Here is an 18,711-nt window from a genome sequence, read left to right on the forward strand (position 1 = left end):
AATATTATATGGCTTATGAAATAAATACAATAAAGATTAGTAATAGAATATTTTATGAATTATTAAGAAAAGGTGAAATTAGAGAAGATAATAGTGAAGAATTATATAGGGCTTATTCAGAAAATGAAGAAATAACGATATTAGTAAAAGCCCAAGGAGAAGAATCAGAATGTGATATAGAAAAATATATGGGCGTAATATATTTAATTCCAAAAGAAGAAAATGACTTTTTAGGGTATTCAAAAAAGGAACTAAAGTTAAGATTGTGCAAATCTGGTGCTACAGATAAAGATTATTATCTATCACAGTTTGTTATTTTGACATTACTAGTTCAATTTTATAATTCAAATGGATTATCTAGTAAAAGTAGAAGTTTTATTAAAATAGGGGATTTTATTAATACTATTGAGACCAAATTAAAAGAAGGTTCAGCTAGAAGCAAAGAAGAGGAAGAAGAAGGTGGAATTGCTTTTTCAAATATATTAGAAAAATTCCAAGCTTTAAAAAGCACAGAAAAACAAAGTACAGCTAAAACCACAAAAGAAGGTTTTATAAATACGATATTAAACTTTTTAGATGAGCAAGGATTAATCTATTATATGAAAGAGGATGATATGATTAAAACCACTAAAAAGTTAGATAGTTTCATGGATTGGAACTTGCTTAATAAAAATAATTATCATAGAGTTGTGAAGACCCTGGGGGGAGATATAGATGAGTAAAATAAATAGCCTTAGATTTATCAATCTTAATTATAACAATAATAGCATGAAAATAGATGATGAAACATTGTACTTAGGTGGTAAGGATACATTGTTAAACCTAAGAAATGGTGGCGGAAAATCTGTTTTAGTTCAAATGGTTATGGCTCCTTTTATGGGGAAAAGAAAGAGAAATATGAAGGACAGAACTTTTGATAGTTATTTTACAACAAGTAGCCCAACATACATATTAGTGGAGTGGTTATTAGAGGATAATGCTGGTTATCTTCTTACAGGAATGATGGTTAGAAAAAGACAGTTGGCATCAGATGAGGATTCAAAGGATAAACTAGAGATACTGAGTTTTGTTCATAAATATAAAGAAAAGAACAAATATGATATTAAAAGCTTCCCTTTTATAGAAGAGGAAGGTAATGTACGTAAATTAAGAGGGTTTATTAGTAGTAAGAATATCTTTGAAGATTTAAAAAAGGACAATAATTATAAGTTTAATTATTATGATATGAATACTCAAGCAACAAGATATTTTGATAAACTTAGGGAATATAAAATAGACAATAAAGAATGGGAAAATATAATAAGAAAAGTAAATTTAAAAGAATCAGGGCTATCAGAGCTATTTAATACTGCTAAAAATGAAAGTGGATTAGTGAATGAATGGTTTATTCCTGCTATTGAAGATAAGTTAAATAAAGAGGAAGATAGAATTAAAAAATATAATGAGTTAATGTATAGCTACATCAAGCAATATAAAAACAATAAAAGTAAAATAGATAGCAAAAACAATATGGAACTATTTATAGAATTGTCAGCACAAATAGATGAAAATGCAAAAAACTATAAGGAAACTATTGAAATTAAAAATGATATAGAAAATAACATTGCTAATTTAATGAATAAAATAGATGAAGAATATAAGATAAAAGAAGAAAGTATAAGTGAAATAGAATCAAAAGAGCATGTACTAAAAGACAAATTAAATGCCATTAATTATGAAGAGATTTCAAGCTATATTTATAAAAAAGATGATGAAAAACAAGAAGAAAATGAAGTCTTAAAAGAGCAAACAAAGCGATTGGATCTCGAAGAAGAAAATTTAACTTTTTTAAAGAGAAGAAAAAATATACTTGAATGTGCAAAAATTTATTTCGATTATACAAAAGCTTCTGAAGAAACGCAAATGATAGAAAATGAATTAGAAGCATTGAATAAATCAAAGGAAGAAAAGTTACCAAGAATAAATGATCTTGGTTATAGTATAAAAGAAATTCTAGATAAAGAAAAAAAGGTACAAAAATCTTCATTAATAAGATGTGAGCAAGAGAAAGAAGAATTAATATCTAATGAAGCAAAATCAAATAGGATTAAAAATGATTTAATAATTGAATCTAGCGATTTAAATGCAAAAGGGGCGGTTTTAAAAGAAAGAATAGAAAAATATGATAGGGAAGAGGAAAAGTTCAATAAGGAGTATAGCTTAGACATTAATAGAAATATTGAAGGCTATTATAAAGAAGATGGCTTAATGAATTTTGAAAAGCAAATAGAAAGAGCTATTGAAGAAACAAATAATGTCCTTAAAAATCTTACTAAATCATATAAGGAAAATGAAGAAAAAATTAAAATATCAAATAAAGAAAAGGAAGATAATCTATTAGGGGAAAAAGCAAATTCTATTAATTTAGAAAATAGCAAACAATTACTAGAGAAAATGGAAACTAAAATTAATGAAAGAAAACAAATTATAAAAATAATAGATTTTAGTGAAAATAAATTGTTTAATATAGAGGAAATTTTAGAAGCATTCCAAAGGAATATTAAAGAATTAAAAATAGATGAAAGAAAGAATTCTAAAAGATTAGAAGAATTGAATAAAGAGTTAGAAAGGTTAGAAAGTGGTAAAGTCTTAGAGGTACCTATAGAAATTGAAGGAGCTTTGTATAAAAAAGGAATAAATATTTTATATGGAATGCAATGGTTAAAAAATAATGGATATAGTGAGAAGAAAAACAGGCAGTTAGTAGAGAAAAATAGTTTTATTCCATATTCATTAATAATGGATGATAGGGATATAGAGGCTTTAAGAAATGAAAGCTTAGATATATTCACTAACTCTCCAATACCAATAATAAAGAGACAAGATATAGAAAAGGAAATAGAAACAAATAATGGAGTTATAGATATAAAGGGAGTTAGTTTCTATATTGCATTTAATGAAGCTTTATTAGATGATGTTGAATTAAAACATTTAATTGGCGATATTAATTTAAAAAAAGAGAAGATATCTAAAACCATAAAAGATATTGAAGCAGAAATAGAGTTATATAGTAGAAAAAGAAATGAAGTTCAGTATTCCAATTTAAGTGAAGAAGAATACAAAAAGCTTAAAGATAAGATTAATATATTACAAGAAGAAAATAAAAATATGTTAGTTAAAATAAGAGAATTACAGCAAGATTTAATTAAACTAAATCAGAATAATGACAACTTAGATAAAGAAATAAGTCATTATAAAAATAAAAGTGAAGAATCAAAGCGTAAACTGCAGTCATTTATAGAGTTAAAATCTGAGTACAATCAATATAAAGAAAATAAAGCTAAGCTAGTTAAAAATATAGGATTACTTAAAGAGAAGAAATTTAGTATATCAGAAATAGAAAAAGAGATTTCAATCATAAAAAACAATCTAGAAGTAAAAAAGGATGTAATAAGTTCTACAGGTCAATTATTAAAATATATAAAAAAAGAAGAGCTAGAATACTCGGATTATGAAGACGGAACTAAGATTATTAAAGATAAAGAAGATTTAGTTTCAGAATATAAAGCTTTAACTAAAAACATAAGTGAATCAGAAAAAAGTTTAAAGGAAAGATTAAAGGCAGTAAGAGAAAGATATAATGAAACAGAAAATCACTTAATAGAAAAAGCTAGATATTATGAGCTGCAAGAAGTTGATTATATAAACGAAACTTATAATCTTTCAAAAGAAAAAGAAGTAAATAGCAATATAGGTGTTAAAGAGAAAGAAATAAAGAGACTTGGAAAAATTATAAAAGAAATAGAAAAAATAATTGCCGTGTTAGATAGCCAGATAGAATCTCTTTATAAAAGGTTAAGGACTATTTTTAATAAGGAATTTGCTTTAGCAAGAGAAGAAGTTTTTCATAGAGATTTTGAACTAGAAAAAGCAAAAATAGATAGTCAAAAGCAAGAATTGAAAAACCAAAAAGATATTGAGCTAAAAGACAAAGGGATTTTAGAAAACAATAAAAGCTCATTAGTTAGCTATTCTAATCTTGAAGTTAAAGAAGTTTTGGAAATAATAATAAATTATGACACATTAGATGAAGATAGAGGAAAGTTACAAAGAGATTTAAGGAATATTGATAAAGACATAGATAAAAATGAAAACATATTGTATAGAACTATAATGAATGTTCAAAATCAAGAAGTATTTAAAGATACTTTAGAGTTTAACACGCCTTTAAATACAATGAAAGAATTAGTAAAAGATCCCCTTGAAGTGTTAGAATATCTAACAATGTTAATAGAATCATTTAATATACAATTACAAAAACTTAATACAGATATCGAACTTATTGGAGAAGAGGAAGATAATTTAATAACTAGCATGCTAGAATATATTAAAGATATTCATGAAAACATAGGTATGATAGATGAAAATTCTTCTATAATAATAGATAATAAAAGAAGAAAAATGCTAGATATAATATTAGATAATTTCGAGGAAAACAAAGAATTATACAAGATAAGATTAAAGGATTATATAGAAACAATAAGAGATAATGGTATCAAGATACTTGAAGAAAATAAAAACATTGAAGAGTATATAAATAGCACTATTACAACAATTAAATTATATGATGAAGTTATTAATATTGATTCAATAGTAATAAAACTATATAAGGTTGAAGAAAATAAACAAATAAAAATAACATGGAGAGAAGTTGCTAAAAATTCAGGGGGGGAAGGCTTCCTATCTGCGTTTGTAATACTTTCAAGTTTATTATCATACACAAGAAAAGATGAAAGTGATATATTTAGTAAAAATGAAGGCGGAAAAGTATTAATAATGGATAATCCATTTGCGCAAACAAATGCAGTCCATCTTTTAAAACCACTTATGGATATTGCAAAGAAAAGTAATACTCAATTAATATGTTTATCTGGATTAGGCGGAGACTCTATATATGGTAGATTTGAAAATATATATGTATTAAACTTAATAAAGTCAAGTTTGAATACAAATAAATCATATCTAAAAGGGGAACACAAAAAAGGTGAAGAAGAATCCGAAAAAGAAAGCTTAATAGCAGCAAGATTTGATATAGAACCAAGCGATCAGATGAGATTATTTTAATTTAACTATATTTTCCAAGATTCTTTGTTACTGAGCTTTCAAATTTGCCAATAAGTATGAAAAATATAGTTGATATACAAAATCGATAAATTATAACTTATAGTTAACACCATAAGCATAAACGTATATCATTATAGTAAAGGCTATGTCTTTGATAAAAACGTTAATTCATTTGAAAGAAAGAAAATGCTATAGAGGTACTCCTTATAAGCAAACTCCACCTTAGTCTAAGAATCACTTGATAAAAACATATTAAATATGTGATAAATGGTGTTATGAGTTACTACATTAGTTGTTTCACAATTGTAAATTATTACGTCATAGAAGAAGATTGCATAAAAATTAAACATATATAGGGGTGATGGGTACGGTTAACTTGATTGAACCAGACATTTGGCTAAAAGAAAAGTTTATAGATATGATTAAGGATTATAATAATCATAAAGAAAATACTTTTAATAGTGACTACTTCAATGAAAATTTTGATTTTGAAGCATATATTAAGGACTTCCATGATATGTCCAATGGGGTGTGCTTACCAGAAGGATATGTTCCTTCAACAGAATGGTGGCTTATAAATGACGATAATAATATTATAGGAACAATTAGGTTACGGCATAGACTTGCTGAAAGAAACCATCTGGAAGGTGGTCATATTGGATATGATATATCACCAAGTTATAGAGGTAAAGGATATGGGAAAATCCTATTGAAATTGGCATTAGATAAAGCAAAGGGCTTTGGAATGGAAAAAGTGTTAATAACATGTGATTTTGATAATATTGGTTCAAAGAAAATTATTGAACACAATGGGGGGAATTTAGAGAATATCATAATATCTAAGGAAACTAGTAAAGAGGTTTTAAGATATTGGATAAAATTATAATTAATTCGCAGTTTTCACATTTTACGAATTAAAAGTTATAAACAAATTCATTAAATATGCAATAAAAATTTATAAGCATAGAAAAATTTATTAAAGGGTTTTATTTATGAGTGTAGAGAATAAGATCAAAAATTATCTTGATAAAGATTATAAAATAAAGGCTTATCCCTCACTGACTATATTTATAAGTGCTTAGCTGATGGTGACTTACCTCCAATAACTAATGCCAATAAAAAATATTATAAAATTAAATCCATATATCTTAAAGAAACATCAGAACTAATTGGAGTTATTGATATGCATCATGGATATCCAAAGGATATAGAAAAAACAAATCGTGAAAATTTATTTTATTATAGAGGATATAAGTTTTATATCCTCTATAATTTTTTTGCTATTTACCTATAGATTAAAGAACTCTTTATAAGCATCTTCCTTGAAGCCTATTAGTATTTTATCTCCACTTATAAGTAATGGTCTTTTTACAAGCATTCCATTAGTAGACAGTAAATTTATACACTCTTCATTAGACATCTCTTTTATCTTATCCTTAAGACTCATTTCTTTATAAACTTTGCCTGAAGTATTAAAAAACTTCTTGATTTCTAGATCACTTTTTTTAAACCATTCAGTAAGTTCGTCTACAGTAGGATTATTTTCAACTATATGTCTATCCTCAAACTCTATATTGTTCTCTAGAAGAAACTTCTTCGCTTTAATACAAGTTGTGCACTTTGGATATTGAATAAATAGTGTACTCATCTCATCGCATCCTTTCATATTTAAACTAGTTTGTGTATATACCCTCTATTATAAGACATTTATTATTATAAAGAAATGTTTACTTGCTTATATAATAAAATTCACCTGATGATGGCAATGCTTAGAAAATTTCAATTATTAACATATATAGAGCAAAATGAAGTTAAATTACATATGAGAGATATAAGTTGCTCCTACAGAAGTTAATAGATTTTGAATAAACTGTTAAATATATTAGTATGAGTATGTAAAAATAAATAGTATTAAATCAACTAGAAACTTATAGAGTTAATATAAGTTAAAAGGGAACCAGGTTAAAATCCTGGGCGGTACGGCCACTGTATTTGGGGAGCTATTTCTATATTGATATGAAGTCACTGGAAATTATATTTCTGGGAAGGCGGAAGGATGCTATGAACCATAAGTCAGGATATCTGACTAGTTGAAAGTGTAATAAGAGCTTTCCGATTAAGGGCTTAACACACGTTATTAAGATATTTGCTTAAACTTTACTATTATGAATACATTTAAGTAGAATCTTTTATATTATTAGTTAAACCTTAGCCTTTAAAAGCTAAGGTTTTTATTATTTTTAAGAGAGGAGATTTAGGTTTAAGATAAAACGTTTACTAAAATTAAATTTTAATAAAGAAAGGATGTTAATATGAAAAAGAATAAGTTTGAATTTTTAAGTATCATTTTAATTTTTTCACTATTTTTTAATATCATATCCTATGTTCCGGTTAAGGCCTTGTCAGAAGGTAAGGAATCTTCAACATCAAAGCAAGTGCAAATAAATAAGGCAGATAAAGAAATAATAAAAACAGATGGTGTAGAAAATACTTCTATAGGTAAAGTGAAAAAGTCAGCAGTTATATCAATTGAAGGTGCGAAAGAAGGGGAAACATATACTTCATCTGTAAATATAGATATATCTACAGATGAAGGAACTTGGAAGGCTACATTAAATGGAGAAGATTTCTTGGGTGGTGCTATAAGTAAGGCAGGAAAATATACACTGAAAGTTGTAGCAGAACTAGAAGGGGTTAAATCAGAAAAAAAGGTTAATTTCACAGTGGACATGCCTCCTTATGAAAAGGTAAGGGTAAGAGTTGAAGGTAATGAAAAAGTCTTATTTAATGAAATTGTAGAGTCGGGATTTTGTGAAAGTAATATTCTTGAAATCTTAATTAAGGCCGTGGGTAAAGGTAATATTAAAGGAACTGGGAGAAGAGAAAGTTACTTTATAAAAGGGATACTTGGCGAAAATCAGAGTCAGAATTTAGGATGGTGCTATTATGTAAAAAAGGGGTTAGATGTTAAACAACCTATGGTAGGCGTAGGCGCGTTTACTGATATAAAAGATGCGGAAGGTAAATTTAATTATGATGAGATAGTATTCTACATGACACATTATAAATATGACGGAGTGTTTGAACTATATACACACATACCAGTAATATCTTTGAAATCTTTAGATGATAATCATGAAATAACTGTATCAAAGGAAACGGATAAGACACCTTTAAATGATATTGATGTTAATGTCGAAGGCATAGGGATTTTTAAAACCGATGATAATGGAAAGATTAATTTTAAAGCGCCAAGTGATATATATAATATAACAATTGGTAAGAGAGATAAGTATATAGATGTAGTACCAAATACTTATGTCGTATCTCTTCCAGTAGAAGAACAAGTTTTAGAGATAAACTATGATGAAGATAAGATAAGGGAAGGTATTAAGGATCCATTTATAAGAAGTATTAAAATAAACATGGATAAGGATGAGGATATTTCTTCTGAAATATTTGAGAAGTCTTTAGGTAAGAATAAGATTTTAACATTCATAAATAAGGACATGACATGGGAGTTTCAAACAAATGATATAATTAAGGAAAATATCAAGGATATAAACATAGTGTTAAATAAAGATAGCAAAAATAAAGAATCTATTTTAAAAGATTTTAATGATGCTAAAATATTATCATTTAAAGATAATGGAATATTACCGGCTAAAGCAAATATAACAATGAAGTATGATACTATGAAACCTGTTTATTTATATTATTATGATGAAAAGACTCATAATATAGAAAAGGTTAGTGGACCACATACAATAGTGGATGGTAATATAGTATTTGAAATAGACCATTGTAGTGATTACTTTCTATCTAGTATAGATTTAGACGAGCAACGAGAATTAAAATTACAAGACATCTTAATGAACATTACTAAGTATTATGAAAACACAGACATTTATAGCTTTAGGCAAGCATTAGCACTAAGAAGTATATCAAAGGACATAGATTTGGGAAATAAAATAGAAATTTTTGAAGTAGACAATATTGCTGATGTTATAAATAATATAATTTCTATTATTGCAATAGGAGAAAATCCAAGAGACTACGAGGGAAAGAATTATGTTAAGATGCTTAAGGAGTCACAAAACAAAGATGGGGCTTTTGTTATTTCAGATGGTGATGAAGAATGGCCAACGCTTCAAGCATTTGCAATGATTGCACTAGATATGTCAAAGGCTGATTATGATAAAGAAAATGCTGTGAATTATATAGTGTCTAAGTCAAAGGATGGACATTATGGAGATTTAGATACTACAGCTATGGTTATTACACCATTATCAAAATATAAGCATATAAAAGGTGTAGAAGAAATAATAAATTCATGTATAGAGCATATAAATAGCAAACAATTAAAGACCGCGGGGTTTGAAGCGTTTGGAAATGAAAATCCATATACATTATCTGCAGTGATACAAGCCCTTATAGCTAATAAAGAAAATATATTTTCAAGCAAGTGGGTTAAAGATGGTAATACACTTTTAGATGCACTTTTAACTTTTAAAACTGGAGATCACTTTGAATTTAAAAGTCAGTGGGGAGCAGAGTCCAATATGGCAACTGAACAAGCAGCCTTAGCTTTAATAGATATATATAACAATAAGTCTATTTATGAATCTATATACATTTTAGAAGAAGAAGAAACAGAAGAGGAAGTAAAAGAAGAAGAAGTAAAAGAAGAAGAAGTAAAAGAAGAAGAAGTAAAAGAAGAAGAAGTAAAAGAAGAAGAAGTAAAAGAAGAAGAAGTAAAAGAAGAAGAGGTAAAAGAAGAAGAAGTAAAAGAAGAAGAAGTAAAAGAAGAAGAAGTAAAAGAAGAAGAAGTAAAAGAAGAGGAAGTAAAAGAAGAGGAAGTAAAAGAAGAAGAAACAAAAGAACAAATAGAAAATACTCATAGCCAAGACCTAAATACTAATGGTAAAGAAGTAGACAATAGTGATATAAAAGAAAATGCAATAAAGATTATTCAAGATGAAAAATCTGAATCTAAGGTTGATACAAAAGAACTTGTTAAGACAGGTAGTGTTATAGATTTTGAATCTTTAATAGAAATATCAATGATTATGATTATAGCTGGAATAATAATCATAAATAAACAAAAGAAACAATCTGTAATTTAATGTAGGCACCTATGAGGTGATGGAAGTAAAATACATACTGATAAAGTTTATTTTATCAGTATGTATTTTTTATTTAAGTTCATTATTTATACTACTTATATTTTTCTAGCTGCACATTTAATGCTTTAACAGATATTTGAACCTCTATTATTAATAGTAAAAGAGATATCATGAGTGCAATAAGACTCGCTCCAAAAGCAACTTCTCCTGCAAAGTTTTTATCTTTAAATATAAGAAATGTGGATAATGCACAAAGAAAGAAGCTGACTCCTCCCATTATTTGAGTGTATCTTATTATACTTATTCTAAGCTGCAGATTCCTTATTTGTTTTAAAATATCTTCGCTTTTCTCTTTCTTATATTGATTATCTAATTGCCTAACTAATTGAGCTAAGGATAGAAATCTACTTGTATAGGCAGAGATAAGAAGTGAAATGGAGGTAAAGAGCACTGCTGGGGTAGTTAATTCTATTTTCATTATTAATTCTCCAATCTTATGTTATATAGTAAATATATAATAGCACTTATTAATAGAATACCATTATTATTATTTAAATAAATATATTTAAATAAATATGTTTAGTATATTAAACATAGAAACATCTCTATAATAGCAAGGTTATCTATAGAATTTTATGATTTGAAAGTTGCACTGATGTGATATATCATTGTAATTGGATGAATTGTACAATTAATTATCTATATCTAAAGTTCTAAACAAAGTTAGAGCTTTCATGTTTTTAAGTTATTTAATTATTTGCTTTGCAAATGACTACCAAAATTTACAAAGTAAGGAGAGTGATTGAAATTATAAAAATCAATAAAAGACATCAGAAAAATGTTGGTTTTATATCCTATGTTCTTATATTTAGTATGATATTTTCCTTGATATTTTCTACACCAGTAGTGGCTAAAGAGACTCAAGGGAAAGTGTCTGTAGCAACGCAAGTAAATAAAGAATCTAGCTTTAAAGTTTCTAATGGTGAAATTATTCAATATACAGGTACAGAAACAGATGTAGTTATTCCGGACACAATTAATGGAGAAACCGTTAAGGCTATTGGAGATAAAGTATTTTTCAATAAAAAACTAACATCTATAAAAATACCGAACACTGTGGATACTATAGGAAAGCAGTCATTTACCAAGAATAATTTGTCAACCATAAAACTTCCAAAAAGCTTGACAACTATGGGTGAGGGCGCATTTTCTACTAATGAGTTAACGTCTGTAACAATACCAGAAAGTTTGAAGAAGATACCGGATATGGCTTTTTCTAAAAACAAATTAACTTCTGTAATAATATCAGAAGGTGTGACAAGTATAGGTATGGGTTCATTTACCATAAATAAACTTGAGTCTCTAATTATCCCAGATAGTGTTATATTTATAGGCAAAATAGCATTTAAGCAAAATAGTTTAAAATCTGTAAAGATTTCTAAAAACATTGAAACTATAGGGATATCTGTATTTGATACTAATCAATTACAAGCTATAATAATCCCAGAAGCTGTTACAAAAATAGATGATGCTGCCTTTAGAAAGAATCAATTAAAGTCTGTAACCATACCAGTAAATGTATCAACTATAGGTAAATCTGTTTTTGATGAAAGTGTTGGTTTAACTTACTCTAAATTAGTAGAAGCTATTGAAAATGCAGAAAATATAAAAACAGATGGGAAGTCAGAAGAAAAGATACAAGCACTAAAAGAAGCTATTGAAGGAGCAAAACAATTAAATAGTAATTCTAAGGCTACTTTAGCAGAAGTAAATGAAGCAGTAGAAAAGATTAACAAGGCTATAAAAGCTTTAGAGGAAGAAGTAAGTGTAAAGAATAGCATAAAAGAAATCAAATCTTTAGAAAATATAGAGTTACCACTTGGATTAAGTGAAGCTGATGCAAAGAAAAGACTACCAGAAAAGGTTGCTATAGTAGATTCACTAGATAAACAATATAATATTAAAATAACATGGTCCATATTAGAATACAATGGAAACATTGTTGGTGAATATACAGGAATAGGAACTTTTGAACTTCCAGAAGGAGTGGTTCAGTCATATCCAGCAATGGATTTGAAAATAACAGTAAAAATAATAGTAGGTTCTAAAGAAGAAGATAAAATATGGAATATAAAAGACTTTACATACACTGGAACATCTATAACAGGCTTCTCTGAAAGTGGAAAAGAAAAGTTTGAAATAAATAAAGATTTAATTTTACCTAAATTAAATAAATCTGGACAAGCAATAACAGAAATAGGAGATAAAGCTTTTTTAGGTGATTATACAACTAAACAAAATCCTAATAAAGGCATAAATTCTGTAAGGATACCAAATACCGTTATAACTATAGGAATAGAAGCATTTCGTTATAATTGTTTAACATCTATAGATATACCAAGTAGTGTAAGCACTATAAAAATGTCAGCCTTTAATGGAAACAAACTAAAAACATTGGTTATACCTGATACTGTAACAAAATTAGAAGGTGGAGCATTTACTCTTAATGAAATAGAGTCTCTAACGCTTCCTAACAGCTGGACAACTATACCTCAAGCCTTTGCTTTTAACAATTTAACTTCTGTAACAATTCCAGAAGGTGTGACTAGAATAGAGGATTTAGCCTTCAGTGATAATAGATTGAGTGAAGTAAAACTACCTAGCACCTTAAAATATTTATCTGGTCTTAATAACAATGAGTTTAGGTCTATTACAATTCCTAAAAATGTTAATGAATTAGGTAAAAAAGCATTAGCTAGTAACTGGATGACATCGGTTACCATTCCAGGGAATGTAAAGGTAATAGGAGAAAGAGCATTTTGGAATACTTGGCATGATCAGTTTTTAAGCTCAGTAGTCATTGAGGAAGGTGTTGAAAAGATAAATGCATTTGCATTTTGTAATAATCATCTAAAAGATGTAGAACTTCCAAGTAGTGTGAAACAACTTCATAAAGATACTTTTAGTACTAATTTAGGCTATGAAGGTGTAGTTCATGTATACACACCTAATTACAAAAATCCAAATAATTTTGAGGAAAATAAGTATCAGATAATTAATCCAGGGAAAATAATTATTAAATACATATTTGAAGATAAAGTTTTAAAAGAAAAAGAGACATGGAAGAATCCTAAAACTGGAGAGTATCTCCATGTAGGAGATAAAGGCATAGAAGTGGTTCCTGAATATAGAAATAATGAATATGAATTAAAAGATACAAATATAATTAAGGTTGACTTAAATGACAAAGAGGAAGTAGTGAGTATTCAATGTAATAAAAAACAGTTATCAGAAAATATGACAATTAAGTCAATAGGGAACATAGCACCGGTAGTAGTAGATTTTGGCACGAATAAAGCGGTAGTAATGGATAAGCTATCTAAAAAGACCTTTATAGTGGATTCAAATGATCAAAAACAGGAAGTACAACTAGATTGGATAATTGAAGCATATGATGGAGATAAATCAGGAGAGTATACTGCAATAGGAACATTTAAACTTCCAGGAGGAGTGGTTCAGTCAGAGCCAGAAACAAAGTTAGAAGTTGTGGTACGAATAATAGTAAAAGAAAATTTTGAAAATCTTGTAGATACTATTTGGAAAGTAGAAGACTTTACTTATAAAGGAACAAGGGTAAATGGTTTTAGTGAAGTAGGAAAAGAAAAATTAAAAACTAATAAAGATTTAGTTTTGCCTAAGGTAAATGAAGAAGGACAAAGCATAACAGATATTGGAGAAAATGCATTTGCAAAGATGGGATTGATTAGTTTAATAATTCCAGAAGGCTTAAATGGGTTAGTAATTGAAGCAGGGGCTTTTCAAGAGAATGAATTGAAGAGAGTATTCATTCCAGAAGGTGTAAGTGAAATATTAACCTTTTCATTTTATAAAAATGATTTAATATATGTAGATTTCCCGGGAACTGTGAAAAAAATAGGAAATCAAGCTTTTGCCCATAATAAATTGGTTTCTGTTACAATTTCTAAAGGTCAAGATACCATATGTTTAGATCGTTTTTCATTTTACAATAATCAGTTAATATCTGTAACCATACTAAAGGATATAAAGAAGATCCATGGAGAGGCGTTTAAAGACAATAAAGGATATGAAAATGATAATAGAAGGGTTCATATATTTATAGCAAAATTAGACCCGGAAAACAATGGTTTGTTTGAATTCTCAGATTATCATAGAGTTAATCTTTTAGCTGTAGAATCCGTAGAAGGAGTAAAACCAATAGAAATAGCTTTGGGCACAGAAAAAAGTAATATAGGGTTACCAGAAAAGATAAAGTTAAAATTAAATAATGGAGATATAAAAGAAGTACAAGTAACCTGGTTAAATGAGCAGTACAATGTTAATAAAGCAGGAGAATACACTTTTACAGGCTTTTATGATTTGCCAGAAGGTATGATGGGAAAGAAAAAGGATATAAGTGCTAAAATAATAGTAGTCCATGGAGAAACTCAAGTAGATGAAGAACCTAATGTTGAAGTTATCGAAGATACCGGTAAAGGATCAGAGGTAGTTATTAGTGATACAATTGCTGGAGAAACAGTTGAGACTATTGAAAATAAAGTATTTATTAATAAAAACTTAACATCTTTAAAGAGGCCAAATACTGTGGAAACTATAGGAAAACAGTCATTTGCCAAAAACAAATTAACATCTATTGAATATCCTAAGGAACTTATAAATACTGAATCAACTAGTTTGGAAATTCCAGAAGATATAACAAGTATAGCAAGAAGTGAGACTAAAGTGGCTACAGGTGAAGCAGATGCAAAGACTGATGAGGACTTTATAGATAAAAACTTAAATGATTCTAAGTCTAAATCATCAGCTGTTATATGGATAGGTTTAATTCTGATAAGCATACTAGTTTTAGTAAAGATAAGGCATAAGTTTTTTAAAAAAATACAATAAATGATTTCTGCTGAAAGTATAATTTAAGTGTTTAAAAAGGGGTGAGTAGAGTTTTTACCTACCCCTTTATACTATTTTAAGTTATTTATTTTCTTAAGTTTTATAATCTCACCTACATTTAAAAGGACAATTATAAATACTAAGGGTAAATTAATATTTACTACACTTGAGTAGTTAAGTGAAAGTATAGAAGGGTTTTTTACGAGAAAGATTATTAAGAAGAATAATAAAAATATATGTGTACTTATTTTATTATGCCTTCCTTTATTAAATATACTAATTTCGTAGTTGTGTATTTCTTTTAAATTAGCGTTTAAAAAAGAAAACAAGGGGTAGTACTCTTTTGAATATAGGTAATTTACTATAGTAGCTAGACTTGTAATTATGAATATAGCTATTATTGAAATTCTTATATATTGATTGTCTAAAATGTTACCAACCAAAAGTAATAACATAATAAAGTTTAGAATAATTAATCTAAATATCACATACTTAGTTAATTTATTTTCCAATGAATTCACCTCTAATAGTTCTAAGTGTTACTTAGATTATAACATCTTTATATGAAAAGTAGCCTCAAATCTGTATATTTGAGGCTACTTTATTAATTGATGGTTACATCTCCTGAAGTAGTATTTATATTTATTTTACAATTATCAGAACCTACAACACCTTTTATCTGATGCTCTTTTTTTACATCTGTTAGTATAGGTTTATTTAATGTTATATTACCAGAAGTACTGGAAGCGTTAATGAAGAACTCCGCATTATTTGGGGTAAGTAGTTCTAAATTACCGGATATAGAGCTTATGTCAATGTTTCCACTTGGCATTTTGCTATACTTTAAATAAGAATCTCCTGAAGTAGAGTTTAGGGTTAAGCTCCCTTCTATAGAGTGAATTTCAATATTGCCAGAAGTAGTTCGAATTTGATTTTCGTTACTGCTTAATCTATCAATATTTAAATCACCTGAAGTAGAAGTAAAATTAAAGTTTTTAACTGTAATTTCTTCTGCTTCCATAAATCCAGAGGTTGTAATTATATTTAGATTATTTAAGTTTAAGGGATTTATACAAATATCAGAAGATGTTGATTTTATATATAAGTCATTAATATAGCTTTTAGGTATAAATATCTCTAGTTTTAAATCTCTTGAGTAGGAAGAAAAACCTTTGAAGGTGTTATTTGGTGATGTTATATATAGGGTACCTTCTTTACTTGTCATATCTAATTTAGGATCGGACGCTTCTTCACTTGATTTTACATAACCTTTTAATGTGGCTTTTATATTGTCATCATCAGATATTAACACTTTGATATCTGCACTAACCATATCTATTTTTATGCTATTTATATTAGAGGAATCTATAGATTTTTATTCATTTATATCATAATATAATTATTATTTAAATTTTGGCTATTAGCATTTTCACGATAGTTATTTTTTGGGTTTTCATTAATTGCTGCGATCCTGTTACTCTTATAATGTTTTGCTATATCTAAAGGGTTCCCAAGTTCTTCAATTATTTCATTGGTAGTTTTGCCATTTTCTTTACCTAAGCAAAAGTGCTCTTCATAGTCATAAAGAATTTCTCTTTTTTCATCTGTAGAGAATCCTTGAAGACCTTTTTCTAATATTTTTAGGAATTCATCTTGGTTCATTGATTATCCTCCTTTACAATGGAACTTACTGCTTTAACAAAGTCAAACCATTCTGTGGTTAATTTGTGTTTGGTTTCATGCCCTAAATCAGTTAACATATGGTAGTATACATTGCAAGGTACCAAGTTATAAGTTGTAGATTAAAATATAATAAGGGAAGTTTAATTAGACTTCCCTTAAAGGTCATTCTTGAATTATAATTAACTTTTTTTGATAAATCTCATAAAATTTATTTTTGCATCTTAAAGCTTCACTTATTTCTAAGGCTATATCCCTAGATGAATTTAATTTTAAGGTTACAGATTCATCATCAATAATAGTAGTGATATTAGTTACAGAACCTAGCATAGTTTTATCTAAACCCTCAGATATTCTTAGAAGGATGCCAATTTTTCTAATATTAGATAAATCTAATCTATTTATTATGCTACTAAAGTGACATAAGTTTATTTCATAGTCATTATTTCTATGATAGGCCGCCATGTATGCACTTAGTAATAATTCTCTATGTGTAAGTCCCCTTAGCTGAGAATTAACTATTATATAAAAAGAATGGTTATGATGATTGTAATATCTTATACTTATACCAGCATCATGAAGAAGGGATCCAGTCTTTAAAATACCAATAAAATCTTCATTTAATTTATGAAGACCTTTTAAATCGTCAAATAACTTATGCGTTAAATTATAAACATTATAAGCATGGACTTTATTTACATAATGACTTTCTAAAACTCCATCTATAGATGATTCAAGCATGTCCTCTTTTGGATTATAGTTAACTTCAATGTATTCATCCAAAACTCCTTCTCTAAGACCTTTACCACTTACAATTACCTCGTCTACATGAAGTGAATTAATGATAACATTTAGGGAAGATACTGCAGCTACAAATATGTCTGCCCTATCAGCAGATAATCCATTTATTTTTAATCTTTGTTTTAAATTTTTACTTTTAACTAAGTTATAAATATAGTTTATATCTTTAGAATCCATTTTATAATTATGAGCTATATCTAGTGGGTACTTTTTAATGGCCCTATCTATTTTTCCCATATTTCTTATAGCACCACCGATGCCAATAATGTTATCAAATTTTGTGTCGAAAATCCAAGAAATTTTGTTTAATTCTTCTATAACAAAGCTCTTAAAGGCTTGATCATCTTCAGATCTAATCATATCTTCTAAGTTAAATCTTTTAGTAAGATTTACAGTTCCAAAAGGTAGACTTATGCTTTCATTTAAATGGCCTTCCTTTATCCAAGCGATTTCCGTACTAGAGCCCCCAATATCTATCATTAATGAATTATTAGTGTCCATACTGTTAATTATAGCCATACAATCATAATTAGCTTCTTCTATACCAGTTAAGACTCTAATATCCATGTTAACATCATTTTTTACCTTATTAATAAAATAATCTCCATTTTTTGATTGCCTTACAGCTTCTGTAGCAATTACTATAATATCTGAAGTATTTAGCGATTTGCAAATGGCTTTAAATGTATCTAAAGTTTTAATGGTTTTAATAATTTTATCGTCAGAGAGAACTTGATTTATTTCAATATCTTCACCAAGTCTTATGGTTTCTTTTATCTCATCTATAATATGAAAAGAACCACTCTCGTTTATTTGAGCTAGTACCAATCTTACTGAGTTTGACCCTATATCAATGATTCCCAGTTTCTCCATAATCAACATACTCCTTTTAGCGAATTTCAATCAAATATAAGTATATACCATATTATTTTATAATACAGTTTTTTTTATAATATTATAAAAAATAAATAAATCTTATGTTTATATGTAATATAAATTGAATATAACTAGTGCATTTGTTATTATAATGGTAGTAAACATTTACATAGAATTATGTTAGTCTTAACAACCTATA

Annotated in this window: 11 protein-coding genes and 1 riboswitch; of the genes, 5 read left to right on the forward strand and 6 right to left on the reverse strand. The window is 27.6% G+C overall.

What is annotated here, in order from left to right; genetic code table 11:
- Positions 1-8: 8 nt before the first annotated feature.
- From DY168_RS05520 to DY168_RS05530, 3 genes are all read left to right on the forward strand, one after another.
- Complete coding sequence (locus DY168_RS05520; protein ID WP_115640856.1) at positions 9-722, forward strand: DUF6063 family protein; 714 nt, start codon at positions 9-11, stop codon at positions 720-722.
- Entirely contained in the window at positions 715-5,103 is a 4,389-nt protein-coding gene (locus tag DY168_RS05525; protein ID WP_115640857.1) for a hypothetical protein, read from the forward strand. Before DY168_RS05520 ends, DY168_RS05525 begins: the two co-directional genes overlap by 8 nt.
- 361 nt (positions 5,104-5,464) lie before the next feature.
- Entirely contained in the window at positions 5,465-5,989 is a 525-nt protein-coding gene (locus DY168_RS05530) for a GNAT family N-acetyltransferase (protein ID WP_115640858.1), read from the forward strand.
- A 402-nt stretch (positions 5,990-6,391) separates the two neighbouring features.
- Here the strand turns inward: DY168_RS05530 and DY168_RS05535 are convergent, their stop codons facing one another.
- The gene (locus DY168_RS05535; protein WP_115640859.1) at positions 6,392-6,751 is read right to left on the reverse strand and encodes an arsenate reductase family protein; all 360 of its coding nucleotides are present in this window, start codon (positions 6,749-6,751) and stop codon (positions 6,392-6,394) included.
- Positions 6,752-7,009: 258 nt separating this feature from the next.
- Positions 7,010-7,206: riboswitch (cobalamin riboswitch) on the forward strand.
- A 209-nt stretch (positions 7,207-7,415) separates the two neighbouring features.
- Here DY168_RS05535 and DY168_RS14940 point away from each other — a divergent pair.
- Positions 7,416-10,229: a hypothetical protein gene (locus DY168_RS14940; protein WP_242984059.1), complete on the forward strand. Its 2,814-nt coding sequence runs from the start codon at positions 7,416-7,418 to the stop codon at positions 10,227-10,229.
- A 91-nt stretch (positions 10,230-10,320) separates the two neighbouring features.
- Here the strand turns inward: DY168_RS14940 and DY168_RS05545 are convergent, their stop codons facing one another.
- Positions 10,321-10,707, reverse strand: a complete 387-nt coding sequence (locus tag DY168_RS05545) for a DUF2721 domain-containing protein (RefSeq protein WP_172556274.1) — start codon at positions 10,705-10,707, stop codon at positions 10,321-10,323.
- 320 nt (positions 10,708-11,027) lie between these two features.
- On the opposite strand from DY168_RS05545, the gene DY168_RS05550 reads away from it, so the two are divergent.
- A complete protein-coding gene (locus DY168_RS05550; protein WP_172556275.1) occupies positions 11,028-15,155 on the forward strand; it encodes a leucine-rich repeat protein in 4,128 nt (1,375 codons plus the stop codon).
- 71 nt (positions 15,156-15,226) lie between these two features.
- Here the strand turns inward: DY168_RS05550 and DY168_RS05555 are convergent, their stop codons facing one another.
- The 4 genes from DY168_RS05555 to DY168_RS05570 form a co-directional block, all read right to left on the reverse strand.
- Positions 15,227-15,667: a hypothetical protein gene (locus DY168_RS05555; protein WP_115640861.1), complete on the reverse strand. Its 441-nt coding sequence runs from the start codon at positions 15,665-15,667 to the stop codon at positions 15,227-15,229.
- Between the two features lie 92 nt (positions 15,668-15,759).
- Positions 15,760-16,524, reverse strand: a complete 765-nt coding sequence (locus DY168_RS05560) for a DUF4097 family beta strand repeat-containing protein (RefSeq protein ID WP_341458804.1) — start codon at positions 16,522-16,524, stop codon at positions 15,760-15,762.
- 14 nt (positions 16,525-16,538) lie between these two features.
- A complete protein-coding gene (locus tag DY168_RS05565) occupies positions 16,539-16,817 on the reverse strand; it encodes an HAAS signaling domain-containing protein (RefSeq protein ID WP_115640863.1) in 279 nt (92 codons plus the stop codon).
- A 183-nt stretch (positions 16,818-17,000) separates the two neighbouring features.
- On the reverse strand, positions 17,001-18,509 hold the full coding sequence (locus DY168_RS05570) for a Ppx/GppA phosphatase family protein (protein ID WP_172556276.1): 1,509 nt from the start codon (positions 18,507-18,509) through the stop codon (positions 17,001-17,003).
- Positions 18,510-18,711 lie beyond the last annotated feature (202 nt).

The organism is Clostridium putrefaciens, assembly GCF_900461105.1.
GTDB classification, from domain to species: Bacteria; Bacillota; Clostridia; order Clostridiales; family Clostridiaceae; genus Clostridium_L; species Clostridium_L putrefaciens.

Bases quoted from the DNA above. Each gene is read 5' to 3' on its own strand.
- DY168_RS05520 (WP_115640856.1), top strand. From the start codon at position 9: ATGGCTTATGAAATAAATACAATAAAGATTAGTAATAGAATATTTTAT.
- DY168_RS05525 (WP_115640857.1), top strand. From the start codon at position 715: ATGAGTAAAATAAATAGCCTTAGATTTATCAATCTTAATTATAACAAT.
- DY168_RS05530 (WP_115640858.1), top strand. From the start codon at position 5,465: ATGGGTACGGTTAACTTGATTGAACCAGACATTTGGCTAAAAGAAAAG.
- DY168_RS05535 (WP_115640859.1), bottom strand. From the start codon at position 6,751: ATGAGTACACTATTTATTCAATATCCAAAGTGCACAACTTGTATTAAA.
- DY168_RS14940 (WP_242984059.1), top strand. From the start codon at position 7,416: ATGAAAAAGAATAAGTTTGAATTTTTAAGTATCATTTTAATTTTTTCA.
- DY168_RS05545 (WP_172556274.1), bottom strand. From the start codon at position 10,707: ATGAAAATAGAATTAACTACCCCAGCAGTGCTCTTTACCTCCATTTCA.
- DY168_RS05565 (WP_115640863.1), bottom strand. From the start codon at position 16,817: ATGAACCAAGATGAATTCCTAAAAATATTAGAAAAAGGTCTTCAAGGA.
- DY168_RS05570 (WP_172556276.1), bottom strand. From the start codon at position 18,509: ATGGAGAAACTGGGAATCATTGATATAGGGTCAAACTCAGTAAGATTG.